Source organism: Ruegeria sp. HKCCD6157, assembly GCF_013110685.1.
Taxonomy (GTDB): Bacteria; Pseudomonadota; Alphaproteobacteria; order Rhodobacterales; family Rhodobacteraceae; genus Ruegeria.
The window spans coordinates 221,354-239,525 of record NZ_WVRB01000004.1 but is presented as its reverse complement, the minus strand read 5'-3'; the positions used below and the strand labels follow the sequence as shown (position 1 = coordinate 239,525).

The 18,172-nt window shown below is 58.1% G+C and carries 18 protein-coding genes and 1 riboswitch; of the genes, 17 read left to right on the top strand and 1 reads right to left on the bottom strand.

Annotated elements, in window-relative coordinates; translation table 11 throughout:
• The first annotated feature begins 33 nt into the window (after nucleotides 1-33).
• The 7 genes from ybeY (at nucleotide 34) to cmk (ending at nucleotide 7,069) form a co-directional block, all read left to right on the top strand.
• On the top strand, nucleotides 34-528 hold the full coding sequence (gene ybeY, locus GS612_RS14780) for an rRNA maturation RNase YbeY (RefSeq protein ID WP_171641343.1): 495 nt from the start codon (nucleotides 34-36) through the stop codon (nucleotides 526-528).
• A 36-nt stretch (nucleotides 529-564) separates the two neighbouring features.
• Nucleotides 565-1,452, top strand: a complete 888-nt coding sequence (locus tag GS612_RS14775; RefSeq protein WP_171641341.1) for a hemolysin family protein — start codon at nucleotides 565-567, stop codon at nucleotides 1,450-1,452.
• Nucleotides 1,449-2,954: an apolipoprotein N-acyltransferase gene (gene lnt / locus GS612_RS14770; protein ID WP_171641339.1), complete on the top strand. Its 1,506-nt coding sequence runs from the start codon at nucleotides 1,449-1,451 to the stop codon at nucleotides 2,952-2,954. Before GS612_RS14775 ends, lnt begins: the two co-directional genes overlap by 4 nt.
• A 41-nt stretch (nucleotides 2,955-2,995) precedes the next feature.
• Nucleotides 2,996-3,045, top strand: a riboswitch (SAM-SAH riboswitch).
• Nucleotides 3,046-3,050: 5 nt separating this feature from the next.
• Nucleotides 3,051-4,232 carry a methionine adenosyltransferase gene (metK, locus tag GS612_RS14765; protein WP_152457168.1) on the top strand — a complete coding sequence of 394 codons (1,182 nt, stop codon included), beginning with the start codon at nucleotides 3,051-3,053 and terminating at the stop codon, nucleotides 4,230-4,232.
• A gap of 97 nt (nucleotides 4,233-4,329) precedes the next feature.
• A complete protein-coding gene (gene trmB / locus GS612_RS14760; RefSeq protein WP_171641336.1) occupies nucleotides 4,330-5,040 on the top strand; it encodes a tRNA (guanosine(46)-N7)-methyltransferase TrmB in 711 nt (236 codons plus the stop codon).
• A gap of 68 nt (nucleotides 5,041-5,108) precedes the next feature.
• Nucleotides 5,109-6,455, top strand: a complete 1,347-nt coding sequence (gene aroA, locus GS612_RS14755; protein ID WP_171641334.1) for a 3-phosphoshikimate 1-carboxyvinyltransferase — start codon at nucleotides 5,109-5,111, stop codon at nucleotides 6,453-6,455.
• Entirely contained in the window at nucleotides 6,452-7,069 is a 618-nt protein-coding gene (gene cmk / locus GS612_RS14750; protein ID WP_171641332.1) for a (d)CMP kinase, read from the top strand. The genes aroA and cmk overlap by 4 nt, the downstream gene beginning before the upstream one ends.
• 21 nt (nucleotides 7,070-7,090) lie before the next feature.
• On the opposite strand, the gene GS612_RS14745 is transcribed toward cmk, so the two are convergent.
• On the bottom strand, nucleotides 7,091-7,567 hold the full coding sequence (locus GS612_RS14745) for a YHS domain-containing (seleno)protein (RefSeq protein WP_171641330.1): 477 nt from the start codon (nucleotides 7,565-7,567) through the stop codon (nucleotides 7,091-7,093).
• 217 nt (nucleotides 7,568-7,784) lie between these two features.
• Between GS612_RS14745 and GS612_RS14740 the strand changes: the two genes are divergently transcribed.
• The 10 genes from GS612_RS14740 (at nucleotide 7,785) to GS612_RS14690 (ending at nucleotide 18,159) form a co-directional block, all read left to right on the top strand.
• On the top strand, nucleotides 7,785-8,321 hold the full coding sequence (locus GS612_RS14740) for a hypothetical protein (RefSeq protein WP_171330066.1): 537 nt from the start codon (nucleotides 7,785-7,787) through the stop codon (nucleotides 8,319-8,321).
• 206 nt (nucleotides 8,322-8,527) lie between these two features.
• A complete protein-coding gene (locus tag GS612_RS14735) occupies nucleotides 8,528-10,213 on the top strand; it encodes a tryptophan halogenase family protein (protein ID WP_171641328.1) in 1,686 nt (561 codons plus the stop codon).
• 29 nt (nucleotides 10,214-10,242) lie between these two features.
• Complete coding sequence (locus GS612_RS14730) at nucleotides 10,243-10,659, top strand: DUF6525 family protein (RefSeq protein ID WP_371809352.1); 417 nt, start codon at nucleotides 10,243-10,245, stop codon at nucleotides 10,657-10,659.
• A 231-nt stretch (nucleotides 10,660-10,890) separates the two neighbouring features.
• Nucleotides 10,891-12,567 carry a 30S ribosomal protein S1 gene (gene rpsA / locus GS612_RS14725; protein ID WP_068337749.1) on the top strand — a complete coding sequence of 559 codons (1,677 nt, stop codon included), beginning with the start codon at nucleotides 10,891-10,893 and terminating at the stop codon, nucleotides 12,565-12,567.
• Between the two features lie 270 nt (nucleotides 12,568-12,837).
• The gene (gene ihfB / locus GS612_RS14720; RefSeq protein WP_050603110.1) at nucleotides 12,838-13,122 is read left to right on the top strand and encodes an integration host factor subunit beta; all 285 of its coding nucleotides are present in this window, start codon (nucleotides 12,838-12,840) and stop codon (nucleotides 13,120-13,122) included.
• A gap of 7 nt (nucleotides 13,123-13,129) precedes the next feature.
• A complete protein-coding gene (locus tag GS612_RS14715) occupies nucleotides 13,130-13,480 on the top strand; it encodes a lipopolysaccharide assembly LapA domain-containing protein (RefSeq protein WP_171641324.1) in 351 nt (116 codons plus the stop codon).
• A gap of 11 nt (nucleotides 13,481-13,491) precedes the next feature.
• Nucleotides 13,492-14,133, top strand: coding sequence for a phosphoribosylanthranilate isomerase (locus tag GS612_RS14710; protein ID WP_171641322.1), 642 nt, complete (start codon nucleotides 13,492-13,494; stop codon nucleotides 14,131-14,133).
• A 47-nt stretch (nucleotides 14,134-14,180) separates the two neighbouring features.
• Entirely contained in the window at nucleotides 14,181-14,516 is a 336-nt protein-coding gene (locus GS612_RS14705) for a hypothetical protein (RefSeq protein WP_171641319.1), read from the top strand.
• 68 nt (nucleotides 14,517-14,584) lie between these two features.
• Nucleotides 14,585-15,832 carry a tryptophan synthase subunit beta gene (trpB, locus tag GS612_RS14700; RefSeq protein ID WP_171170912.1) on the top strand — a complete coding sequence of 416 codons (1,248 nt, stop codon included), beginning with the start codon at nucleotides 14,585-14,587 and terminating at the stop codon, nucleotides 15,830-15,832.
• A 674-nt stretch (nucleotides 15,833-16,506) separates the two neighbouring features.
• On the top strand, nucleotides 16,507-18,159 hold the full coding sequence (locus GS612_RS14690) for an Ig-like domain-containing protein (RefSeq protein ID WP_216603607.1): 1,653 nt from the start codon (nucleotides 16,507-16,509) through the stop codon (nucleotides 18,157-18,159).
• The last annotated feature ends 13 nt before the right edge of the window (nucleotides 18,160-18,172 follow it).

Sequence of the window (18,172 nt, the reverse complement as noted above, 5' to 3'; positions counted from 1 at the left end):
CAAGGCTCATTCACAGGGCTGTTGTGCGATAAGATGAATCTGGAACTCACTGTCGAAGACGACCGGTGGCAAGGGCTTGAAGCTTTGTCGCGGCAAGCGATATCCGCCGTCCTGTCCCATGCGGAACTGGACCCTGAGCTTTGCGAGATCAGCGTTCTGGGATGCGATGATGCGCGCATTTCGGAGCTGAACGCCGAGTTTCGCGGCAAACCAGCCGCCACCAATGTTCTGAGCTGGCCGGTAGAAGATTTGGCCCCGGACGAAGCCGGGCAAGCGCCCCATCCGCCAAAGCCGGATTTCACCGGTGAAATTCCTTTGGGTGATATTGCGATTTCCTTCGACACCTGCGCGCGTGAGGCGGATGAGGCGGGCAAGGACATTGATGATCACGTCATCCATTTGCTTGTTCACGGAACGTTGCATTTGCTGGGATATGATCACATTCGTGACCCCGATGCCGCTTTGATGGAAGGGATTGAGGTCGAGATACTTGGCAAATTGGGTATCGATGACCCATATAAGGTATAAGGTGGGTCATGTGACCCGATCAGTTGGAACAAGGTAATGGGCGAAACAGACGGCAGTTCTAGGGCAGCGCAAAGCGCGCAACCTCAGGACAGCGGCAACGATACAGAAGAGAAAAGCGGGTTTATTTCCCGAATTTTCGACGCGTTTTCGGGTCATGAGACTCAGCAAAACCCGGTGATGAATGGGCAGAGCGCAGCGGCAGCTAGGCCTCACGGGATGATGAACCTGCGCCGGATGCGCGTCGAAGACGTGGCCATTCCAACGGCCGAGATCATCGCGGTTCCTTCTACCATCACCAAGGATGAACTGGCCGACGTGTTCCGGGACAGTGGGTTGTCCAGAATCCCGGTTTATGAAGGAACGCTGGATACGCCGTTGGGCTTTGTTCACCTCAAGGATTTCGCACTGACCCATGGTTTCAACGGCGGTGCAGACAAGTTTGACCTGAAATCCATGTTGCGCACGCTTTTGTTTGTGCCGCCTTCAATGCCGATCGGTGTCCTGCTGACCAAGATGCAGACCGAACGTCGCCATATGGCGTTGGTGATTGATGAATATGGCGGCGTCGACGGGCTGCTGACGATCGAAGACTTGATCGAGCAGGTCGTGGGTGAGATCGCGGACGAACACGATGCAGACGAAGATCAGCTTTGGGTGCAGGAAAAGCCGGGCTGTTACGTTGTGCAGGCACGTGTGCCGCTTGAGGACTTCGAAGCCGAGATCGGCAGATCCTTGACCAGCCACGAGGATGTGGATGAAGAAGACATCGACACGCTGGGGGGGCTGGTGTTCATGCTGTCCGGGCGTGTTCCGGCACGGGGTGAGGTCGTGATCCATCCGGAAGGGCCGGAATTCGAAGTGATTGAAGCCGACCCGCGACGCATCAAACGGTTGCGCGTCATGCTGCCGGACGTCTCTGCATGACGCCTGTCAGGGGCTGGCCGTTATCGTTGAGATTGTTTGCCGCCGCCGCACTGGGCGCCTTCGGCGCTTTTGGTCAGGCACCGCATGGGTATTGGGGCGCTACTGTTGTTGCACTGGTTTTGATCGTTCCGGTGTTCCTCGCCAGTGAAACTCGTGCTCGCGCGGGGTGGATCGGCTGGTTCTTCGCCACCGGCTATTTTGCCCATGCGCTCAGCTGGATCATCGAGCCCTTCCAAGTGGATGCAGAGCGCCACGCCTGGATGGCACCGTTTGCGCTGGTGTTTATGGCCGGCGGGCTCGCCCAGTTCTGGGCGGTTGCGTTTCGACTGGCGCGGCATGTTGGCGCGACCGCCATGCAGCAAGGCGTTTTGCTGATCGCAACGCTGTCGCTGGCCGAACTGGCACGGGGATACGTGCTGACCGGCTTCCCCTGGGGCGGAGTGGCGCAAATCTGGGTGAATACGCCCGTGGCGCAATTGCTGTCTCTGGTAGGGCCGTATGGCCTGAATGCGCTGACATTTGCCGTGGCGTTTCCGATAGGGGCGGCACTGGTTCAGGAAAGACGCTTGCGGGCACTGCTCCGTCCACTGGGATTTACAGCTGCGGCGGCGGCGCTGGCAGCTGGCTATGCGTCGATGCGGCCAACGGTTCAGGAAGGCCCGCACACAGTTCGTGTTGTTCAGCCCAACGCGCCGCAGCACCAAAAGTGGGACCCGGCATATGCGCCCTTGTTCTTTGCCCGTCAGATTGAATATTCCGCCGCTTTGCCCAGACCGGACCTGATCGTCTGGCCCGAGACCGCAGTTCCAGCCTGGCTGGGCAGCGCGCAACCGTATTTGACGGCCATTGCGGATGCCGCTCAGGGGACGCCCGTGGTTTTGGGGATCCAGCGCGGAGACGGCCCTAGGATTTTCAACTCGATGGTCTATCTGGATGAAGCCGGGCAGCAGGGCGGTCTGTATGACAAACACCATCTGGCCCCGTTTGGAGAATATGTGCCTTTTGGCGAGTTGATGGGCCGTTTTGGGATTTATGGGATGGCGGCCACAACGGGGCATGGATTCAGCGCAGGGCCGGGGCCCGAGCTCTTGGGCCTTGGCAAATTGGGAAGGGCGCTGCCTCTGATCTGTTACGAAGCCGTGTTCCCGCAGGATGTGAACGGGGCGGCGGGTCGGGCGGACTTTCTGTTGCAGATCACCAATGACGCGTGGTTCGGAACGCGTTCGGGACCGTTTCAGCATCTGGCACAGGCCCGAATGAGGGCAATTGAACAGGGTCTGCCGATGATCCGTTCGGCCAATACCGGCATATCGGCCATGATTAACCCATTGGGTCAGGTCACGGCCTCATTGGCGCTGGGCAAGGCGGGTTACGTGGATGCGATCCTGCCGCAGCCACATCAGCCAACAGTTTATTCCCGCATCGGGGACAGCCCTGTTCTTGGGCTGCTATTGTTTCTTGCTGCATTGGCGTGGTTCAACATCCGTCGTCTGACCAAATAATTTAAGATTGACCCCATCTTTAAGCGAGCGTATGCGTCTGTGACCTGTCACAACGGCTTCCTGGCGTGGCGGAGAAACCCCTAATGGAGCGCATTTATGTCCCGACAGAACTATACATTTACTTCGGAATCCGTTTCCGAAGGGCATCCCGACAAGGTCTGTGACCGCATCTCGGATGCTGTCCTTGATGCATTTCTCAATGAAGAACCAGAAGCCCGTGTGGCCTGCGAAACTTTCGCCACGACCAACCGGGTTGTGATCGGTGGCGAAGTAGGTCTGTCTGATCAAGACAAGCTGCACGACTACATGGGTCGCATCGAACAGATCGCCCGCGACTGTGTCAAAGACATCGGTTACGAGCAGGACAAGTTTCACCACGAAACCGTCGAAGTAACCAACTTGCTGCACGAACAATCCGCCCATATCGCTCAGGGCGTTGACGCTGCGGACGACAAGGACGAAGGAGCCGGCGACCAGGGCATCATGTTCGGTTATGCCACGACTGAAACTCCGGCGCTGATGCCCGCACCGATCCAGTATTCGCACGCTATCTTGCGGCGACTGGCGGAAGTACGCAAGAATGGTACCGAACCTGCTTTGGGCCCCGACGCAAAGTCGCAGCTGTCAGTCGTTTATCGCGACGGCAAGCCGGTCGGCGTCAGCTCGATCGTTCTGTCTACGCAGCATCTGGATGAAGCGTTGTCTTCGGATGATATCCGCGCCATCGTCGAGCCTTATATCCGCGAAACCCTGCCTGACGGCTGGCTGTCGGCCGAAACCGAATGGCACGTCAACCCGACCGGCAAATTCGTTATCGGCGGACCGGATGGTGACGCGGGCCTGACCGGGCGCAAGATCATCGTGGATACCTATGGCGGAGCGGCCCCTCATGGCGGCGGCGCGTTTTCGGGCAAAGACCCGACCAAGGTTGACCGCTCGGCAGCATACGCAGCACGCTATCTGGCCAAAAACGTCGTGGCGGCGGGCATGGCCGAACGCTGCACGATTCAGCTGAGCTATGCGATTGGCGTGTCCAAGCCGCTGTCGATCTATGCCGACACGCACGGAACCGGCCAATTGGCGGATGCGGTTATCGAAAAAGCTGTGGGTGAGGTCATGGATCTGACACCGCGCGGCATTCGCCAGCATCTGCAACTGAACAAACCGATCTATCAGCGCACAGCTGCTTACGGCCACTTTGGTCGCCAGCCGAGCGATGATGGGGGTTTCAGCTGGGAGCGCACCGATCTGGTCGATGCGTTGAAAGCCGCAGTCTGATCTGAACAACACAAAGCGCGCCTTGGAGGGCGCGCTTTTTCCTTGTGCGTACCGCGCGCCCTTGCAACGTTCTCTGGCGCGCAGTATGGCGACCGCCATGAGCACCGAGACCCCACAACGCCCGCGCAGAAACTTCTATGGCCGCTTCAAGGGCAAGACCCTGAAGCCCAGCCAAAAGACCTATCTGAACGAAGATCTGGCGGCTTTGTCGCCCGGTGCGGTGGATTGGGATACAAACCCCGAACGCAGGCCGTTGGACCTGAACGCGTTGTTCGGCGGCAAGCCGGTCTGGCTGGAAGTCGGCTTTGGCGGTGGCGAACACCTGGTTCATCAGGCGCAAAGCAACCCCGACATCGGCATCATCGGGGCCGAGCCCTATATCAACGGTGTTGCCATGCTGCTGGGCAAAATTCGGCAGGCGGGGGTTGATAACCTTGCTGTGCATCCCGGCGATGCCCGAGACCTGTTCGACGTGCTGCCAGAGGCCAGCATATCGCGCGCCTTCCTTCTGTATCCTGACCCGTGGCCCAAAACCCGGCATCATCGTCGCCGTTTCGTGACGCCGGAACATCTTGAACCCTTGGCAAAGGTCTTGAAGCCTGGATCGATCTTCCGAGTCGCCACGGACATCCCCGACTATGTGCGGCAGACACTCGAGGAAGTCCCCCGCGCCGGGTTCGAGTGGCTGGCCGAGCGCCCCGCAGATTGGCGCGAGCCGTGGGACGACTGGATTTCCACACGCTACGAGCAGAAAGCCTTGCGTGAAGGTCGCACGCCCCATTACCTGACCTTCCGCCGCAATGACTGATTGCCGCTGGACCAACCGGTGCCAATTCGCTAATCGGCTTGAGCACTGATAGCGCAAAAGGAGCCCCCATGTCCGGACACGGAACGCCCATCTCGATGACTTCGCATCCCTGCGGCCCGCTGACCGGCACGGCAGAGGTGCCGGGCGACAAGTCGATTTCGCACCGGTCGTTGATCCTTGGCGCGATGGCTGTGGGCGAGACCAGGATCTCGGGGTTGCTCGAAGGTGAGGACGTCTTGGACACCGCAAAGGCAATGCGGGCCTTCGGGGCAGAAGTCACAGATCATGGCGGCGGCGAATGGACCGTGCATGGCGTGGGCGTGGGCGGGTTTGCCGAACCGGATCAGGTGATTGACTGCGGCAATTCCGGCACCGGAGTCCGGCTGATCATGGGTGCCATGGCGACCTCGCCGATTACGGCAACCTTTACCGGCGATGCCAGCCTGAACAAACGCCCCATGGCGCGGGTAACGGATCCGCTTGCGTTGTTTGGTGCGCAGGCCGTTGGCCGCTCGGGGGGGCGTTTGCCCATGACGATCGTCGGTGCGGCAGACCCGACTCCGGTCCGGTACGAAGTTCCGGTGCCCTCGGCGCAGGTGAAATCAGCGGTTCTGCTTGCGGGGCTGAATGCCCCCGGTAAAACCGTGGTTATCGAGAAAGAGGCAACTCGCGATCATTCCGAGCGGATGTTGTCCGGTTTCGGTGCCGAAATTACCGTGGAAGACACTGTTGAAGGCCGGGTCATCACTTTGACGGGGCGCCCGGAATTGAAGCCGCAAGTCATCGCCGTTCCACGCGACCCGTCCAGCGCGGCCTTCCCGGTTTGCGCGGCGCTGATCACGCCCGGTTCGGACGTTCTGGTGCCGGGTATCGGCCTGAACCCCACGCGCGCGGGCCTGTTCACGACGCTGCGCGAGATGGGCGCCGACCTGACCTATGAAAACGAGCGCGAAGAGGGCGGCGAGCCGGTTGCCGATCTGCGCGCGAAATACTCGCCAGACATGAAGGGTATTGACGTACCGCCTGAACGCGCGGCCTCGATGATCGACGAATACCCCGTTTTGTCCGTGGTTGCCGCAAACGCCACGGGCACCACGATGATGGGCGGAGTGAAGGAACTCCGGGTGAAGGAAAGCGACCGCATCGATGCCATGGCACGCGGTCTGCGCGCCAACGGCGTCACGGTCAACGAGGGTGACGACTGGTGGTCGGTCGAAGGGTTGGGTATCGGCAAGGTTCCGGGCGGCGGGACGTGCGAAAGCTTCCTGGATCACCGCATTGCCATGTCCTTCATGGTGATGGGCATGGGCGCGCAGAACCCGGTAAGCGTGGATGATGGTAGTCCGATCGCGACATCCTTCCCGATTTTTGAACCGTTGATGGCGTTGCTTGGTGCAAAGGTAGAGCGCAGGTGAGCTTCACTGTCGCCATTGACGGACCTGCGGCTGCGGGCAAGGGCACGATCTCCAAGGCCGTTGCGGCGCATTTCGGGTTCGCGCATCTGGACACCGGCTTGCTGTATCGCGCCGTTGGGCGGCGTACTCTTGAAGGGTTTGGCGCGCTTGAAGCAGCGCAGGCCCTGACCGCCGAAGAGCTTGAGCAGGGTGATCTGCGCACGGCTGAAATCGCGAAGGCCGCATCCAAAGTGGCGGTGATCCCCGAGGTTCGCGCCGCCTTGGTGGATTTTCAGCGCGCCTTTGCCCGAAGTTCGGGCGGGGCCGTCTTGGATGGGCGCGACATCGGGACGGTGATTTGTCCCAATGCCGAGGTGAAGCTGTTTGTAACGGCCAGCCCAGAGGTGCGAGCCGAACGCCGGTTTCTGGAGCTTAGCGCAAAAGGTGCTGACGTGACGCGCGAACAGGTTCTGGCAGATGTCAAAGAGCGGGATGCACGCGACGCAGAGCGCAGCGCTGCGCCGATGAAGCCAGCTGAGGATGCAGTGCAACTGGACACGACAGACCTCAGTATCGAGGCTGCATTGGCCAAAGCGCTTGAAATCATCAGCGCAAAACTGCCCGCGACGCGCTGACGTCGCAGGCAGGGGCGGCATTTACAGCTTGCCTACGGCGATGCTCTTGATATTGGCCCACTGTTCGTCCGCCGTTTTTGCGGTGGCGGGAACGTCCTTCAGGAAGGCCGCGCGGGTTTCGGCGTTCAGGAACAGGTACAGTTTTCCATCTGCAACCAGGTACTGATCCGGGTCTCCGTCGAACTTCTTGCCGACCGATACGCCGAATGAACAGAACCCACCATGCTGCGGCAAGTAGGCCTCCGGGTTTGCTTCGAACGCCTCGAGGTTGGCGGCGGTGGTGAAGTAATAGGACGCGCCGTCATAGGTTGCCGAGTGGGTGGCGAAGCCTTCGACCGGGTTGCCATCATTGACCAAAGCAACCAGATCGACCCCATGTGCGGCAAGCGGGGCACCTGCGGCTGAGATGCCGTTCGACACGTTGATTTCGTCCGCGGCAAAAGCCGGAGTGGACAGGGCGATGGCGGCTGCCAGGGCGGTGAAGACGATAGTTTTCATTGCACGTTTCCTCTTGGTTCTGGGTTCGGGTCGATCGGATCGTCGACCGGTGAAACATAGTTAGGGGATGAAAGCTGGACGTGTAATCGCAGATAGGCCATCAGATGTTGCAGATCGTACAAGTATCTGAATGTCCAGAAGGTGCGTTCACCAAGCTTTGTTTGGTCAGTGTGGTTTTGCGTACCTATGCTGAAAGAATGCCCGCAGGAGTGCCATCATGATCCGATTAGCCCTCATCCTTGTTTTCATTGCCCGAAGCCTTGCCGCGCAAGAGCCCGTGCAAAGCCCACCCGAAGCCGAGCCGCCGATGACGTATGAACGGCTGGGCAACATTCTTTTCGCGCTTGACCCCGAAGCAGAGCCGAGCGGCCCCGGGTTTCAATTGACGATTGCAGGGGTGGAGGTTTTGGTCATCACCGACACCAATGCGGATCGGATGCGGGCCATGGTCCCGATCCGCAGCGCCGAGGCGCTGTCGGAGGAAGACTTGATCCGAATGATGCAGGCCAATTTCGACAGCACGCTGGATGCCCGTTATGCGATTGCCAATGGCACCTTGTGGGCTGCGTTTATCCACCCATTGTCCCTTTTGGAAAAAGACCAGCTGATCTCGGGGCTGGCCCAGACTGTGAACATCGCCAGGACATATGGCACCCTGTATTCCGGCGGCGCGGCAGAGTTCGGAGGCGGCGACAGCACCGATCTGCAACGTGAGTTGATTGAGGAACTGCTGAAGAAAGGCGAAGAGATCTGACTGCATCGTGAATATGGGACTGGCGTGACGCCAGCTGATTGGCCGACGTTGCACGGACGGGCCTTCAGGCCGGTGCGTCATAGACCCTAGATGGATTCAGGAAAGCTGTTATAGTTTCTTCCCAGCGAAAAGGGAAAGCTGCGACACAACCCGCAAAAAAGCAGGGGCGCAGCAAAAAATTCCCAAGCCAACAGGGACAAAACTACATGAACAATCGTTTGAACAAAATCACCATCGTGGGTGGCGGTACGGCTGGATGGATGACCGCGCTGATCCTGGACATGGTGTTTTCCCGCACGTCAGCGCCCAAGGATCGACCGCAAATCTGCCTGATCGAAAGCCCGAACATCTCGACCGTGGGGGTGGGTGAAGCCACGGTTCCGCGGATGCCTGTCACGCTGCGTCAGGCGGGTATTTCAGAGCGGAGTTTCTTCCGCGAGACCAACGCGTCCTTCAAGCTGGGTGTGAAGTTCTGCAATTGGAACAATGACGCCAAGGGCAATCGCATCGACTACATGAACCCCTTTGCGCACGGCCAGATGCTTGAGGGGCTGGAGGCCGCCGAGTATTTCCTGCGCTTCGGCAATGGCGACAGGGATTTCACGCAGTCCATATCGCCGCATGATGATCTGGCCCGTTTGTGCAAGGGCGCGCGTCAGTTGGGGCAGCCGGAATTCGAACAACGGTTTGGTTATGCCTATCATCTGGATGCCGTAAAGTTTGCAGGCATGCTGACCAGGGTCTGCACGAAGCGCGGAGTGGAGCATATCCGGGATGAGGTGCAAACGGTTGAACTGGATGAACAGGGCAATGTCAGTCATCTCATGCTCGAGGCAAAAGGCCGCCATGACATCGAGATGGTCGTGGATTGCACCGGGTTTCGTGGGCTGATCATCAACAAGGCACTTGGCGAGCCATTTTTGGATTACTCTGACTACCTGCCCAATGATCGGGCCATGGCGTTGCAGATCGATCATCCGGATCCTGACAAGATCGAAAGCGCCACCAGATCCACTGCCTTGGGCGCAGGCTGGACGTGGCGCGTGCCGCTTTTTAACCGTGTGGGCACAGGATATGTCTATTCGTCGGCACACCGCACGGATGACCAGGCGGCGGACGAATACCTTGAGTGGCTGGGTGACAGCGGCAAGGGTTTGACACCGCGCGTGATCCCGATGCGCGTCGGTCGCGTGCGCAATGCCTGGGTCAAGAATTGCGTGGCCATAGGCCTGTCCGGCGGGTTCATTGAGCCGCTGGAAAGCACGGCGATCCATATGATTGACCATGCGATACGCTGGTTCGCCGAGCATTTGCCCACGCGAGACATCGAGCCTTCGCTGAGGGACAGATACAATCGACAGATGGACAAGCTCTATAATGAGGTTCTGGAATTCATCTGTTTGCACTATCGGTTGGGCAACCGTACCGATGACCAATACTGGATCGATGCGCGCACCGAGATGAAGATACCGGATCGGTTGGCCGAAAATCTTGACTTGTGGCAGTATCGCCTGCCGATGGACCACGATATCGAGTTCGCCACTTTGTTTGACAGCCGCGTTTATCAGACCGTTCTTTTGGGCAAACAGGTTTATGATACGGGCTATGGTTCAGGCATCCGTGATCGTCTTCGACCGTTGAAGAAACCGATTTGGTTCCAGGGTATGAAGAACGCGAAAATGGATCTGGCGAAGATCGTTAAATCCATGCCGGATCACAAAACACTGTTGCGCGATATCCGGGGGGAACTTGATCAACCTGCCTTTGGAATGGCGGCAGCAATGAAGCCTACAGTGGCGATGCCGGGCACGGCGCCAGCCCCTGTTGTCATCGAAAACATGCCGAACTTTGCTGAAATCCAAAGCGGTAAAAAGGATCTGCAACTGTTCTGACTGCTTCCTGCCCGTCGCGCAGGGAATGTTTGCAGGAAAGGCGGGGCGCAAATTCCCCGTCTTTTTTACTTCCGTCTGCCTTGTTATTATGTAATGTAATTACGTACATATTGCGAAAGGCGACCGTATTGCAACTACACAAGAAACAAGGGCAAACAAGGGGCCGGAATTTGCGGAGCACCCTCAAACGTCGGAGACGACAGGCGGCGCCTATGCAGGTCTACGACTCTCTGCCGTCAGGGCTGCGCCAGTGGTTGGCCTCGGCAAGCTTGCCGTGGAGCCCCGTTTCTGCGCAAAAAATCTGGAACCGGGCCGGAGGCGCGCGCAACCCTTCCGCAGCGTTGATGCGACTGGACGCAATTGAACAGGCCATGCTGCGGCGCGATGCCGGGGTTTGGACCTTCAAAACCGGCAACGCGCCTGGGTACAGAGCCGCCAAACCTTGAAAATATGGGCTTTGCCCTTGCACATACCGGGGAATCCGCCTATACGCGCGCTGTCGATACAAGGGCGGTCAACGTCCGGATGACGTTTCTGAGCAGGGCCGGGTTACCTCGGCCCTTTGTGTTTGTTTGCTCAGGGGCGCACCGGATCACGCCTGAAGACATCATGAAACAAGACCGGCGGAGACAACCGCTCGGCCAGCAAAAACGTATTGTAAAGGAAAACAACGCCACATGGCTAACGCATCCATGGAGGAATTCGAAGCCCTCCTGAATGAAAGCTTCGAAATGGACACGCCCGAAGAGGGGTCTGTTGTCAAAGGCAAGGTTCTGGCGATCGAAGCCGGCCAAGCCATCATCGACGTAGGCTACAAAATGGAAGGCCGCGTTGATCTGAAAGAATTCGCAAATCCCGGCGAAGCCCCTGAAATCGCTGTTGGTGACGAGGTCGAAGTTTACCTGCGTGCCGCAGAAAACGCCCGTGGCGAAGCCGTCATCTCGCGCGAAATGGCCCGCCGTGAAGAGGCATGGGACCGTCTGGAAAAGGCATATGCCGACGACCAGCGCGTCGAAGGTGCAATCTTTGGTCGCGTCAAGGGTGGCTTCACCGTCGATCTGGGTGGCGCAGTTGCGTTCCTGCCCGGCTCGCAGGTTGACGTTCGCCCCGTGCGCGACGCCGGCCCGCTGATGGGTCTGAAGCAGCCGTTCCAGATCCTGAAAATGGACCGCCGCCGTGGCAACATCGTTGTGTCGCGCCGCGCCATCCTGGAAGAATCGCGTGCCGAACAGCGCGCCGAAGTCATCGGCAACCTGTCCGAAGGTCAGACCGTCGAGGGTGTTGTCAAGAACATCACTGAGTACGGTGCATTCGTTGACCTGGGCGGCGTTGACGGCCTGCTGCACGTCACCGACATGGCATGGCGCCGTGTGAACCACCCATCCGAGATCCTGACGATCGGCGAAACCATCAAGGTTCAGGTCATCAAGATCAACAAAGAGACCCACCGCATCAGCCTGGGCATGAAGCAGCTGCAGGAAGATCCGTGGGATCTGGTTGCTGCCAAGTACCCGCTGGGCTCGGTCCATCAGGGTCGCGTTACCAACATCACCGACTACGGCGCGTTCGTCGAGCTGGAAGCCGGTGTCGAAGGTCTGGTGCACGTGTCCGAGATGTCCTGGACCAAGAAAAACGTCCACCCCGGCAAGATCGTTTCGACCAGCCAGGAAGTCGACGTCATGGTTCTGGAAATCGACGGCGCCAAGCGTCGCGTGTCTCTGGGCCTGAAGCAGACTCAGCGCAACCCGTGGGAAGTGTTTGCAGAAACCCACCCCGAGGGCACCGAGGTCGAAGGCGAAGTCAAGAACATCACCGAATTCGGTCTGTTCATTGGCCTCGAAGGCGACATCGACGGCATGGTTCACCTGTCCGACCTGTCCTGGGACGAGCGTGGCGAGGATGCGATCCAGAACTACCGCAAGGGCGATGTCGTTCAGGCGGTTGTCTCGGAAGTTGACGTCGAAAAAGAGCGTATCTCGCTGTCGATCAAAGCCCTGGGCGGTGACAAGTTCGCCGAAGCCGTGGGTGGCGTGAAGCGTGGCTCGGTGATCACTGTCGAAGTCACCGCGATCGAAGATGGCGGCATCGAGGTCGAATACGAAGGCATGAAGTCGTTCATCCGTCGTTCGGATCTGTCGCGTGATCGTGCCGAACAGCGCCCCGAGCGTTTCTCGGTCGGTGACAAGGTCGACGTCCGCGTCACCAACGTCGACAGCAAGACCCGTCGTCTGGGCCTGTCGATCAAGGCGCGCGAGATCGCCGAAGAGAAAGAGGCCGTGGAACAGTACGGTTCTTCCGATTCGGGCGCATCGCTGGGCGATATCCTGGGTGCAGCGTTGAAATCCGGCGACTGAGCCAAGGTAGTATCCCAAGCATGAATTTCGGCTCCGCACGACAGTGCGGGGCCGTTTTTGTTGCGAATCAATATGTTCCGAACCGCAGGGTTAATAAGGGGATTGATCGCGCATTAAGTGTGGAAATTGGCCTGACAGATAAAATTTCGCGCGAGAATGTGGCAAAATAAAGCCTCAAAACTCAGAGTATCCGTTCCCCCCTTCCGGGTTTTTTCCTATACTGTCAAAACAGTAGACCTGTCACACCGGCTGCCTGGGAGGGTATCACGCATGATCCGTTCAGAATTGATTCAGAAAATCGCTGACGAAAACCCACATCTCTATCAGCGTGATGTCGAGCGGATCGTGAACACCGTATTCGAAGAAGTCACAGATGCCATGGCGCGCGGTGACCGTGTCGAACTGCGGGGCTTTGGTGCCTTTTCCGTAAAAAAACGCGACGCACGTGTTGGGCGCAACCCGCGCACGGGCGAGACAGTGCAGGTCGAAGAAAAATGTGTACCGTTTTTCAAAACTGGCAAGTTGCTCAGGGATCGATTGAACGGTAAAGCCTGACACCATGATGCGTTACCTTCGATATGCTTTTCTGGCGGCTCTCGGGATCATCCTGATTTCCGTGTCTCTTGCCAATGTTCAGTCCGTTGAACTGAAACTGATGCCGGATGCTCTGGCCGAGCTTCTGGGTTTTAACCTCAGCGCGTCACTGCCGCTGTTTCTGGTGGTTTTAGGGGGTGTTGCAGCAGGATTGGTTATTGGTTTCCTGTGGGAATGGCTGCGGGAACACAAGCACCGCCGCGACGCGTCAGTGAAGAAAACCGAAGTGCGCAAGCTTGAGCGCGAAGTCAAGAAACTCAAGAAAAAGCAAAACGAAGGCAAGGACGACGTACTCGCCATTCTGGATGAGGCGAGCTGAGCCTGACCGCTATGCCTGATGTTCGGTTCAAAATCTGCGGTCTGACCGCACCGGATCACGTGCGCGCTGCGGCAGACGCCGGGGCAGGCTATGTTGGGTTCGTTTTCTTTCCGAAATCGCCACGCAATCTGGATGTTTCGCGGGCCGCAGAACTGGCGCATCTGGTCCCAGTTGGCGTTGCCAAGGTGGCTTTGGTGGTGAATGCCACTGACGAAGAATTGGACGGCATCGTTTCGACTGTACCGCTTGATATGCTTCAACTGCATGGCAAGGAATTGCCCGAACGGGTTTCCGAAATTCGCGAGCGATTTGGTTTGCCGGTGATGAAAGCCATAGGAGTGGCCGAGGCCGAGGATCTGGCGGCCATCGATCTTTACTCGGAGGTGGCCGATCAACTGCTGATCGATGCGAAACCGCCCAGAGAGGCTGAATTGCCGGGCGGCAACGGGTTGGCTTTTGACTGGCGGCTGTTGGCCGGACGGAAATACTGGCGGCGACCCTGGATGCTGGCCGGTGGCCTGACACCCCTGAACGTTGCCGAAGCAGTCCGGATGACAGGTGCCCGGCAGGTGGATGTGTCATCCGGTGTCGAAAGCGCGCCGGGCGTGAAAGATGCGGCCCTGATCCGCGACTTTGCATCGGCACTCAGGTGATCTGATAAAGATCTTGCTGCGTATCCCTCGAAACAGAGGGTTTGAGCATGCTCGCAGCAATCGGGGGCGTTTCCTTGAAGCATTGGTACCATGCACCGGAGTTTTTCTGGCGCGCGGGACAGGCCTGTCGGCAGGCGCAAGGCGACCCATTGTGCCTGCACGCTGACTTGTTCAGGCGGGATGGCATCTATTTTTCGTTCAGTGTCTGGCAAGACATCGAAGCAATGCTGACATTTTCCCAATCCGGCCCCCACAGGCGTGCCGTGTTGGCGGCCGATCGTTTGGCGGATGTGAACAGGTTTCATCATTTTCCGTGCATTGGTGTGCCCTCGCCGGAACAGGCGATTCAGGTCTGGCGTCAAAACACTCAGGTTGTGGAATGATGCGTTTTGCCCATGGCAAATCCCGCTGCCACCACCTATGAACAACAGATACGACGAGGGAGACACCCATGGCCAACGATCTTTTCAATTCCTTCATGTCCGGCCCTGACGAACAGGGACGTTTCGGCATCTTCGGCGGGCGTTTTGTCAGTGAAACTCTGATGCCGCTGATCCTGTCGCTGGAAGAGGAATACAACAAGGCCAAGGATGATCCGACATTCTGGGCCGAGATGGATGACCTGTGGGCAAACTATGTGGGTCGACCTTCGCCGCTGTATTTCGCGGAACGCCTGACCGAGCATCTGGGTGGTGCCAAGATCTATCTGAAACGTGACGAGCTGAACCACACCGGCGCGCACAAGATCAACAACGTGCTGGGTCAGATCATTTTGGCGCGGCGTATGGGCAAGACCCGGATCATTGCTGAAACCGGGGCAGGGCAGCACGGCGTGGCCACCGCCACTGTCTGCGCCAAGTTTGGTCTGAAATGTATCGTCTACATGGGCGCGCATGACGTGCAGCGTCAGGCCCCGAACGTGTTTCGGATGCGTTTGCTGGGCGCGGAAGTGATCCCTGTGACCTCGGGTCGAGGGACGCTCAAGGATGCGATGAATGACGCGCTGCGCGACTGGGTGACTAATGTGCGCGACACGTTCTACTGCATCGGCACCGTGGCTGGACCGCACCCCTATCCGGCAATGGTCCGCGATTTCCAGTCGATCATCGGCAAGGAAGCGAAAGAGCAGATGATGAAGGCTGAAGGCCGTTTGCCGGATACGATCATCGCGGCAATCGGCGGCGGTTCGAACGCGATGGGTCTGTTCTATCCCTTCCTCGACGACAAGGACGTCAACATCATAGGCGTCGAGGCGGGCGGAAAAGGTGTGAACGAGAAAATGGAGCATTGCGCCTCGCTGACCGGCGGTCGGCCGGGCGTGCTGCACGGCAACCGGACCTATCTGTTGCAGGATGACGATGGCCAGATTCTTGAAGGCTATTCGATCTCGGCCGGGCTGGACTATCCGGGCATCGGGCCCGAGCATTCCTGGCTGCACGAAATTGGACGCGCGAATTACGTCTCGATCACCGACAAGGAAGCGCTCGAGGCGTTCCAGCTGTGCTGCGCAACCGAGGGGATCATCCCGGCGCTGGAACCAAGCCACGCTTTGGCCCATGTGATGAAGATCGCACCGGAATTGCCCAAGGATCACCTGATCTGCATGAATATGTGCGGCCGCGGAGACAAGGACGTTCAGACCGTAGCCAAATATCTGAACTTCGATATGTCAGACACCGAAGGCCGTACGGCGGACTGAGTGTGAACCGGGGCGGCATGTCCCGGTTGCTCTGTTATGGCGTCCTTGGCTCAAGCGGTCCTGAAAGCACTATTTTCAAGGCAAAACGTCCTGAATTTCCAAGTCGGGCCGGGCAGGGTAGTCAAACATGTGACATCTCCACCGAAAGCAGGTTGCCCTGCAAAAAAAGTCGTCGCCAAGGCGCATGTGAGGACAACACAGAAGCCGGAGGAATCGCCGGTTTCTGGGAGACCCGGATCATTCATTGTCGGCGCATTTGTTTCCCGATGGATGCCAGTTGCAATCTTTGCCAGTGATTGTTGCGAATATCCCGTCAAAGCTGAGAATTTGTAACCGGCACATTTTGAACACGTGACTTGCAAAGTCACGGCTTGTTGTGACGTCTTGCCGAGAAGACTCCCTGAAAACAACGTGCCTCGAAGCGCTTTCCGGCATTTTTCACCATTGCCTTGCGGTTTATGCATGGCCATGTGGCCCGCACGCCAAAGTTGAGTTGCTTCCAATTCTATACAGTGTCTCCAATTTGAATTAACTATTGGGTAACTGGCGTAGTTGCGGCCGGTTCAGGGGACGTCTCTGCAATGGATGGGACAATGGATGACGTGGTTCGGGGCACAGTATCTTTGCCCGGGCGCCCTGGTGTTTAGCGCCCTCGCGGTGTTGTAGGAGGTAAAATGGTCAGGTCCGTTATTTCGAGGCTGTTGTGCCTCTGTTTTCTGATTTCAGCACTCATGATCGGAAGCGCGAAAGAGGGTGCGGCTCTTGGTGGCGGCTTCATCATAACCTCGGTTCCGACGCCGAACGGGGGAAGCATCTTTTTCAACAATATCCCATTTACCGGCACGGCCTTTGTTTCGCTGGGGGGGTCGGGGCAGGTTCCCGGCGGCAGTTTCTATTTCAACAACGGCATTCTGAACCAGAGTGCGATCACGCCCGCAGGCCTTGCCTCCCTGGGCTATATCGGCGCAACCATTCTCAGTCAGGATGGCGCGGATTCCACATATGCGGCAGACGGGTATATGGGGATTACGTTCACCGCGCGCGAAACCGTCGGCGGGCCACTTTACCGCTATGAGATCGCGTTGTCCGGTGTAACGAACACCCAAATCGTCAACACACGCGTTCTGGTGGATACGACACAGCCAACTGCAACGATCGGGGCCTTGACGCCGACCGGCAGCGGAACGTTTCAAGCAACCATTGCGCTGAGCGAACCAAGCACCGATTTCACCGTGGGCGACCTGTCCGTCACCAATGCAACGGCCACTCTGACCGGGTCCGGCACCAGCTATGTCGCCACTTTGACGCCCCAGAACAACGGCACCATCGAGCTTTTCATTCCGGCAGGGGTGTTCTCGGACGCGGCTGGGAATCTGAACCTTGAATCAAACAGGGTCAGCACGCTTCAGGCCGTGACAAATGCTCAACGTCAGATTCAGGCGTTCCAGAACGCCCGGGCCAACAGCCTTGTGTCGAACCAGCCGAAACTGACCCAGTTTCTGCAACGTTCGGGGTCGGGTGTTCTGGACGCTTCGGTTACGCAGGGCTCGGGGTATCTGAATTTCGCCAGTGATCCGGCGCGCCCCGTCTGGTTCAGTGTGACCGGCAACTGGAGTTCACAGGATGATTATGACAACTCCTATGCACTGGCTGTTGTCGGGGCTCATCGCCAGATCAATTCGAACCTATTGATCGGTGCCATGCTTCAGTTCGACTATGCCGAAACGGAAAACGGCCCGGCCAGCGTGGACGGTACGGGCTGGCTGGTTGGTCCTTATGTGGTGGCAAAATTGCCCAATCATCCGGTGTTTCTTGAGGGGCGCGTACTTTATGGCCAAGCCGACAACAACATCTCTCCGTTTGGCACCTACGAGGACAGTTTCGACAGTGACCGTTGGCTGGTCCAGTCGCGCGTGACAGGTGAGATAAAGCGTGGCGCCCTGACATTGATGCCTTTGCTGGACGTAAGCTATGCCAGTGACGATCAGAAAGCTTATACCGACAGCCTGGGTAATCTGATTCCACAGCAGGATTTCAGTTTGACGACGGCACGGTTGGGTGTGGATTTCAGCCACCCGTTGCAAGTGTCACGAGGAGAGATGATGCTGACGGGCGGGCTTTCTGGGATTTGGAGCACGACTTCGGGTACCGGCACCGCCCCGGGCGTGACACCGATTGGCGACACCGCTCGTGCCCGTGCGGATCTGGGCCTCGACTATCGGTTGGAAAACAACAGCTTGCTTGCAGCAAACGTGTTCTACGATGGCATCGGTGAAAGCGGTTTCGAAAACTACAGCATCAGCCTGATCTGGCAAATGGCATTCTGACATTGGGGCGAAA

Coding starts and splice junctions, on each gene's coding strand:
- lnt (WP_171641339.1), top strand. CDS start 1,449: ATGACGCCTGTCAGGGGCTGGCCGTTATCGTTGAGATTGTTTGCCGCC.
- GS612_RS14775 (WP_171641341.1), top strand. CDS start 565: ATGGGCGAAACAGACGGCAGTTCTAGGGCAGCGCAAAGCGCGCAACCT.
- trmB (WP_171641336.1), top strand. CDS start 4,330: ATGAGCACCGAGACCCCACAACGCCCGCGCAGAAACTTCTATGGCCGC.
- aroA (WP_171641334.1), top strand. CDS start 5,109: ATGTCCGGACACGGAACGCCCATCTCGATGACTTCGCATCCCTGCGGC.
- ybeY (WP_171641343.1), top strand. CDS start 34: ATGAATCTGGAACTCACTGTCGAAGACGACCGGTGGCAAGGGCTTGAA.
- GS612_RS14705 (WP_171641319.1), top strand. CDS start 14,181: ATGCTCGCAGCAATCGGGGGCGTTTCCTTGAAGCATTGGTACCATGCA.
- metK (WP_152457168.1), top strand. CDS start 3,051: ATGTCCCGACAGAACTATACATTTACTTCGGAATCCGTTTCCGAAGGG.
- trpB (WP_171170912.1), top strand. CDS start 14,585: ATGGCCAACGATCTTTTCAATTCCTTCATGTCCGGCCCTGACGAACAG.
- GS612_RS14715 (WP_171641324.1), top strand. CDS start 13,130: ATGCGTTACCTTCGATATGCTTTTCTGGCGGCTCTCGGGATCATCCTG.
- GS612_RS14740 (WP_171330066.1), top strand. CDS start 7,785: ATGATCCGATTAGCCCTCATCCTTGTTTTCATTGCCCGAAGCCTTGCC.
- GS612_RS14710 (WP_171641322.1), top strand. CDS start 13,492: ATGCCTGATGTTCGGTTCAAAATCTGCGGTCTGACCGCACCGGATCAC.
- GS612_RS14735 (WP_171641328.1), top strand. CDS start 8,528: ATGAACAATCGTTTGAACAAAATCACCATCGTGGGTGGCGGTACGGCT.
- rpsA (WP_068337749.1), top strand. CDS start 10,891: ATGGCTAACGCATCCATGGAGGAATTCGAAGCCCTCCTGAATGAAAGC.
- GS612_RS14690 (WP_216603607.1), top strand. CDS start 16,507: ATGGTCAGGTCCGTTATTTCGAGGCTGTTGTGCCTCTGTTTTCTGATT.
- ihfB (WP_050603110.1), top strand. CDS start 12,838: ATGATCCGTTCAGAATTGATTCAGAAAATCGCTGACGAAAACCCACAT.
- GS612_RS14745 (WP_171641330.1), bottom strand. CDS start 7,567: ATGAAAACTATCGTCTTCACCGCCCTGGCAGCCGCCATCGCCCTGTCC.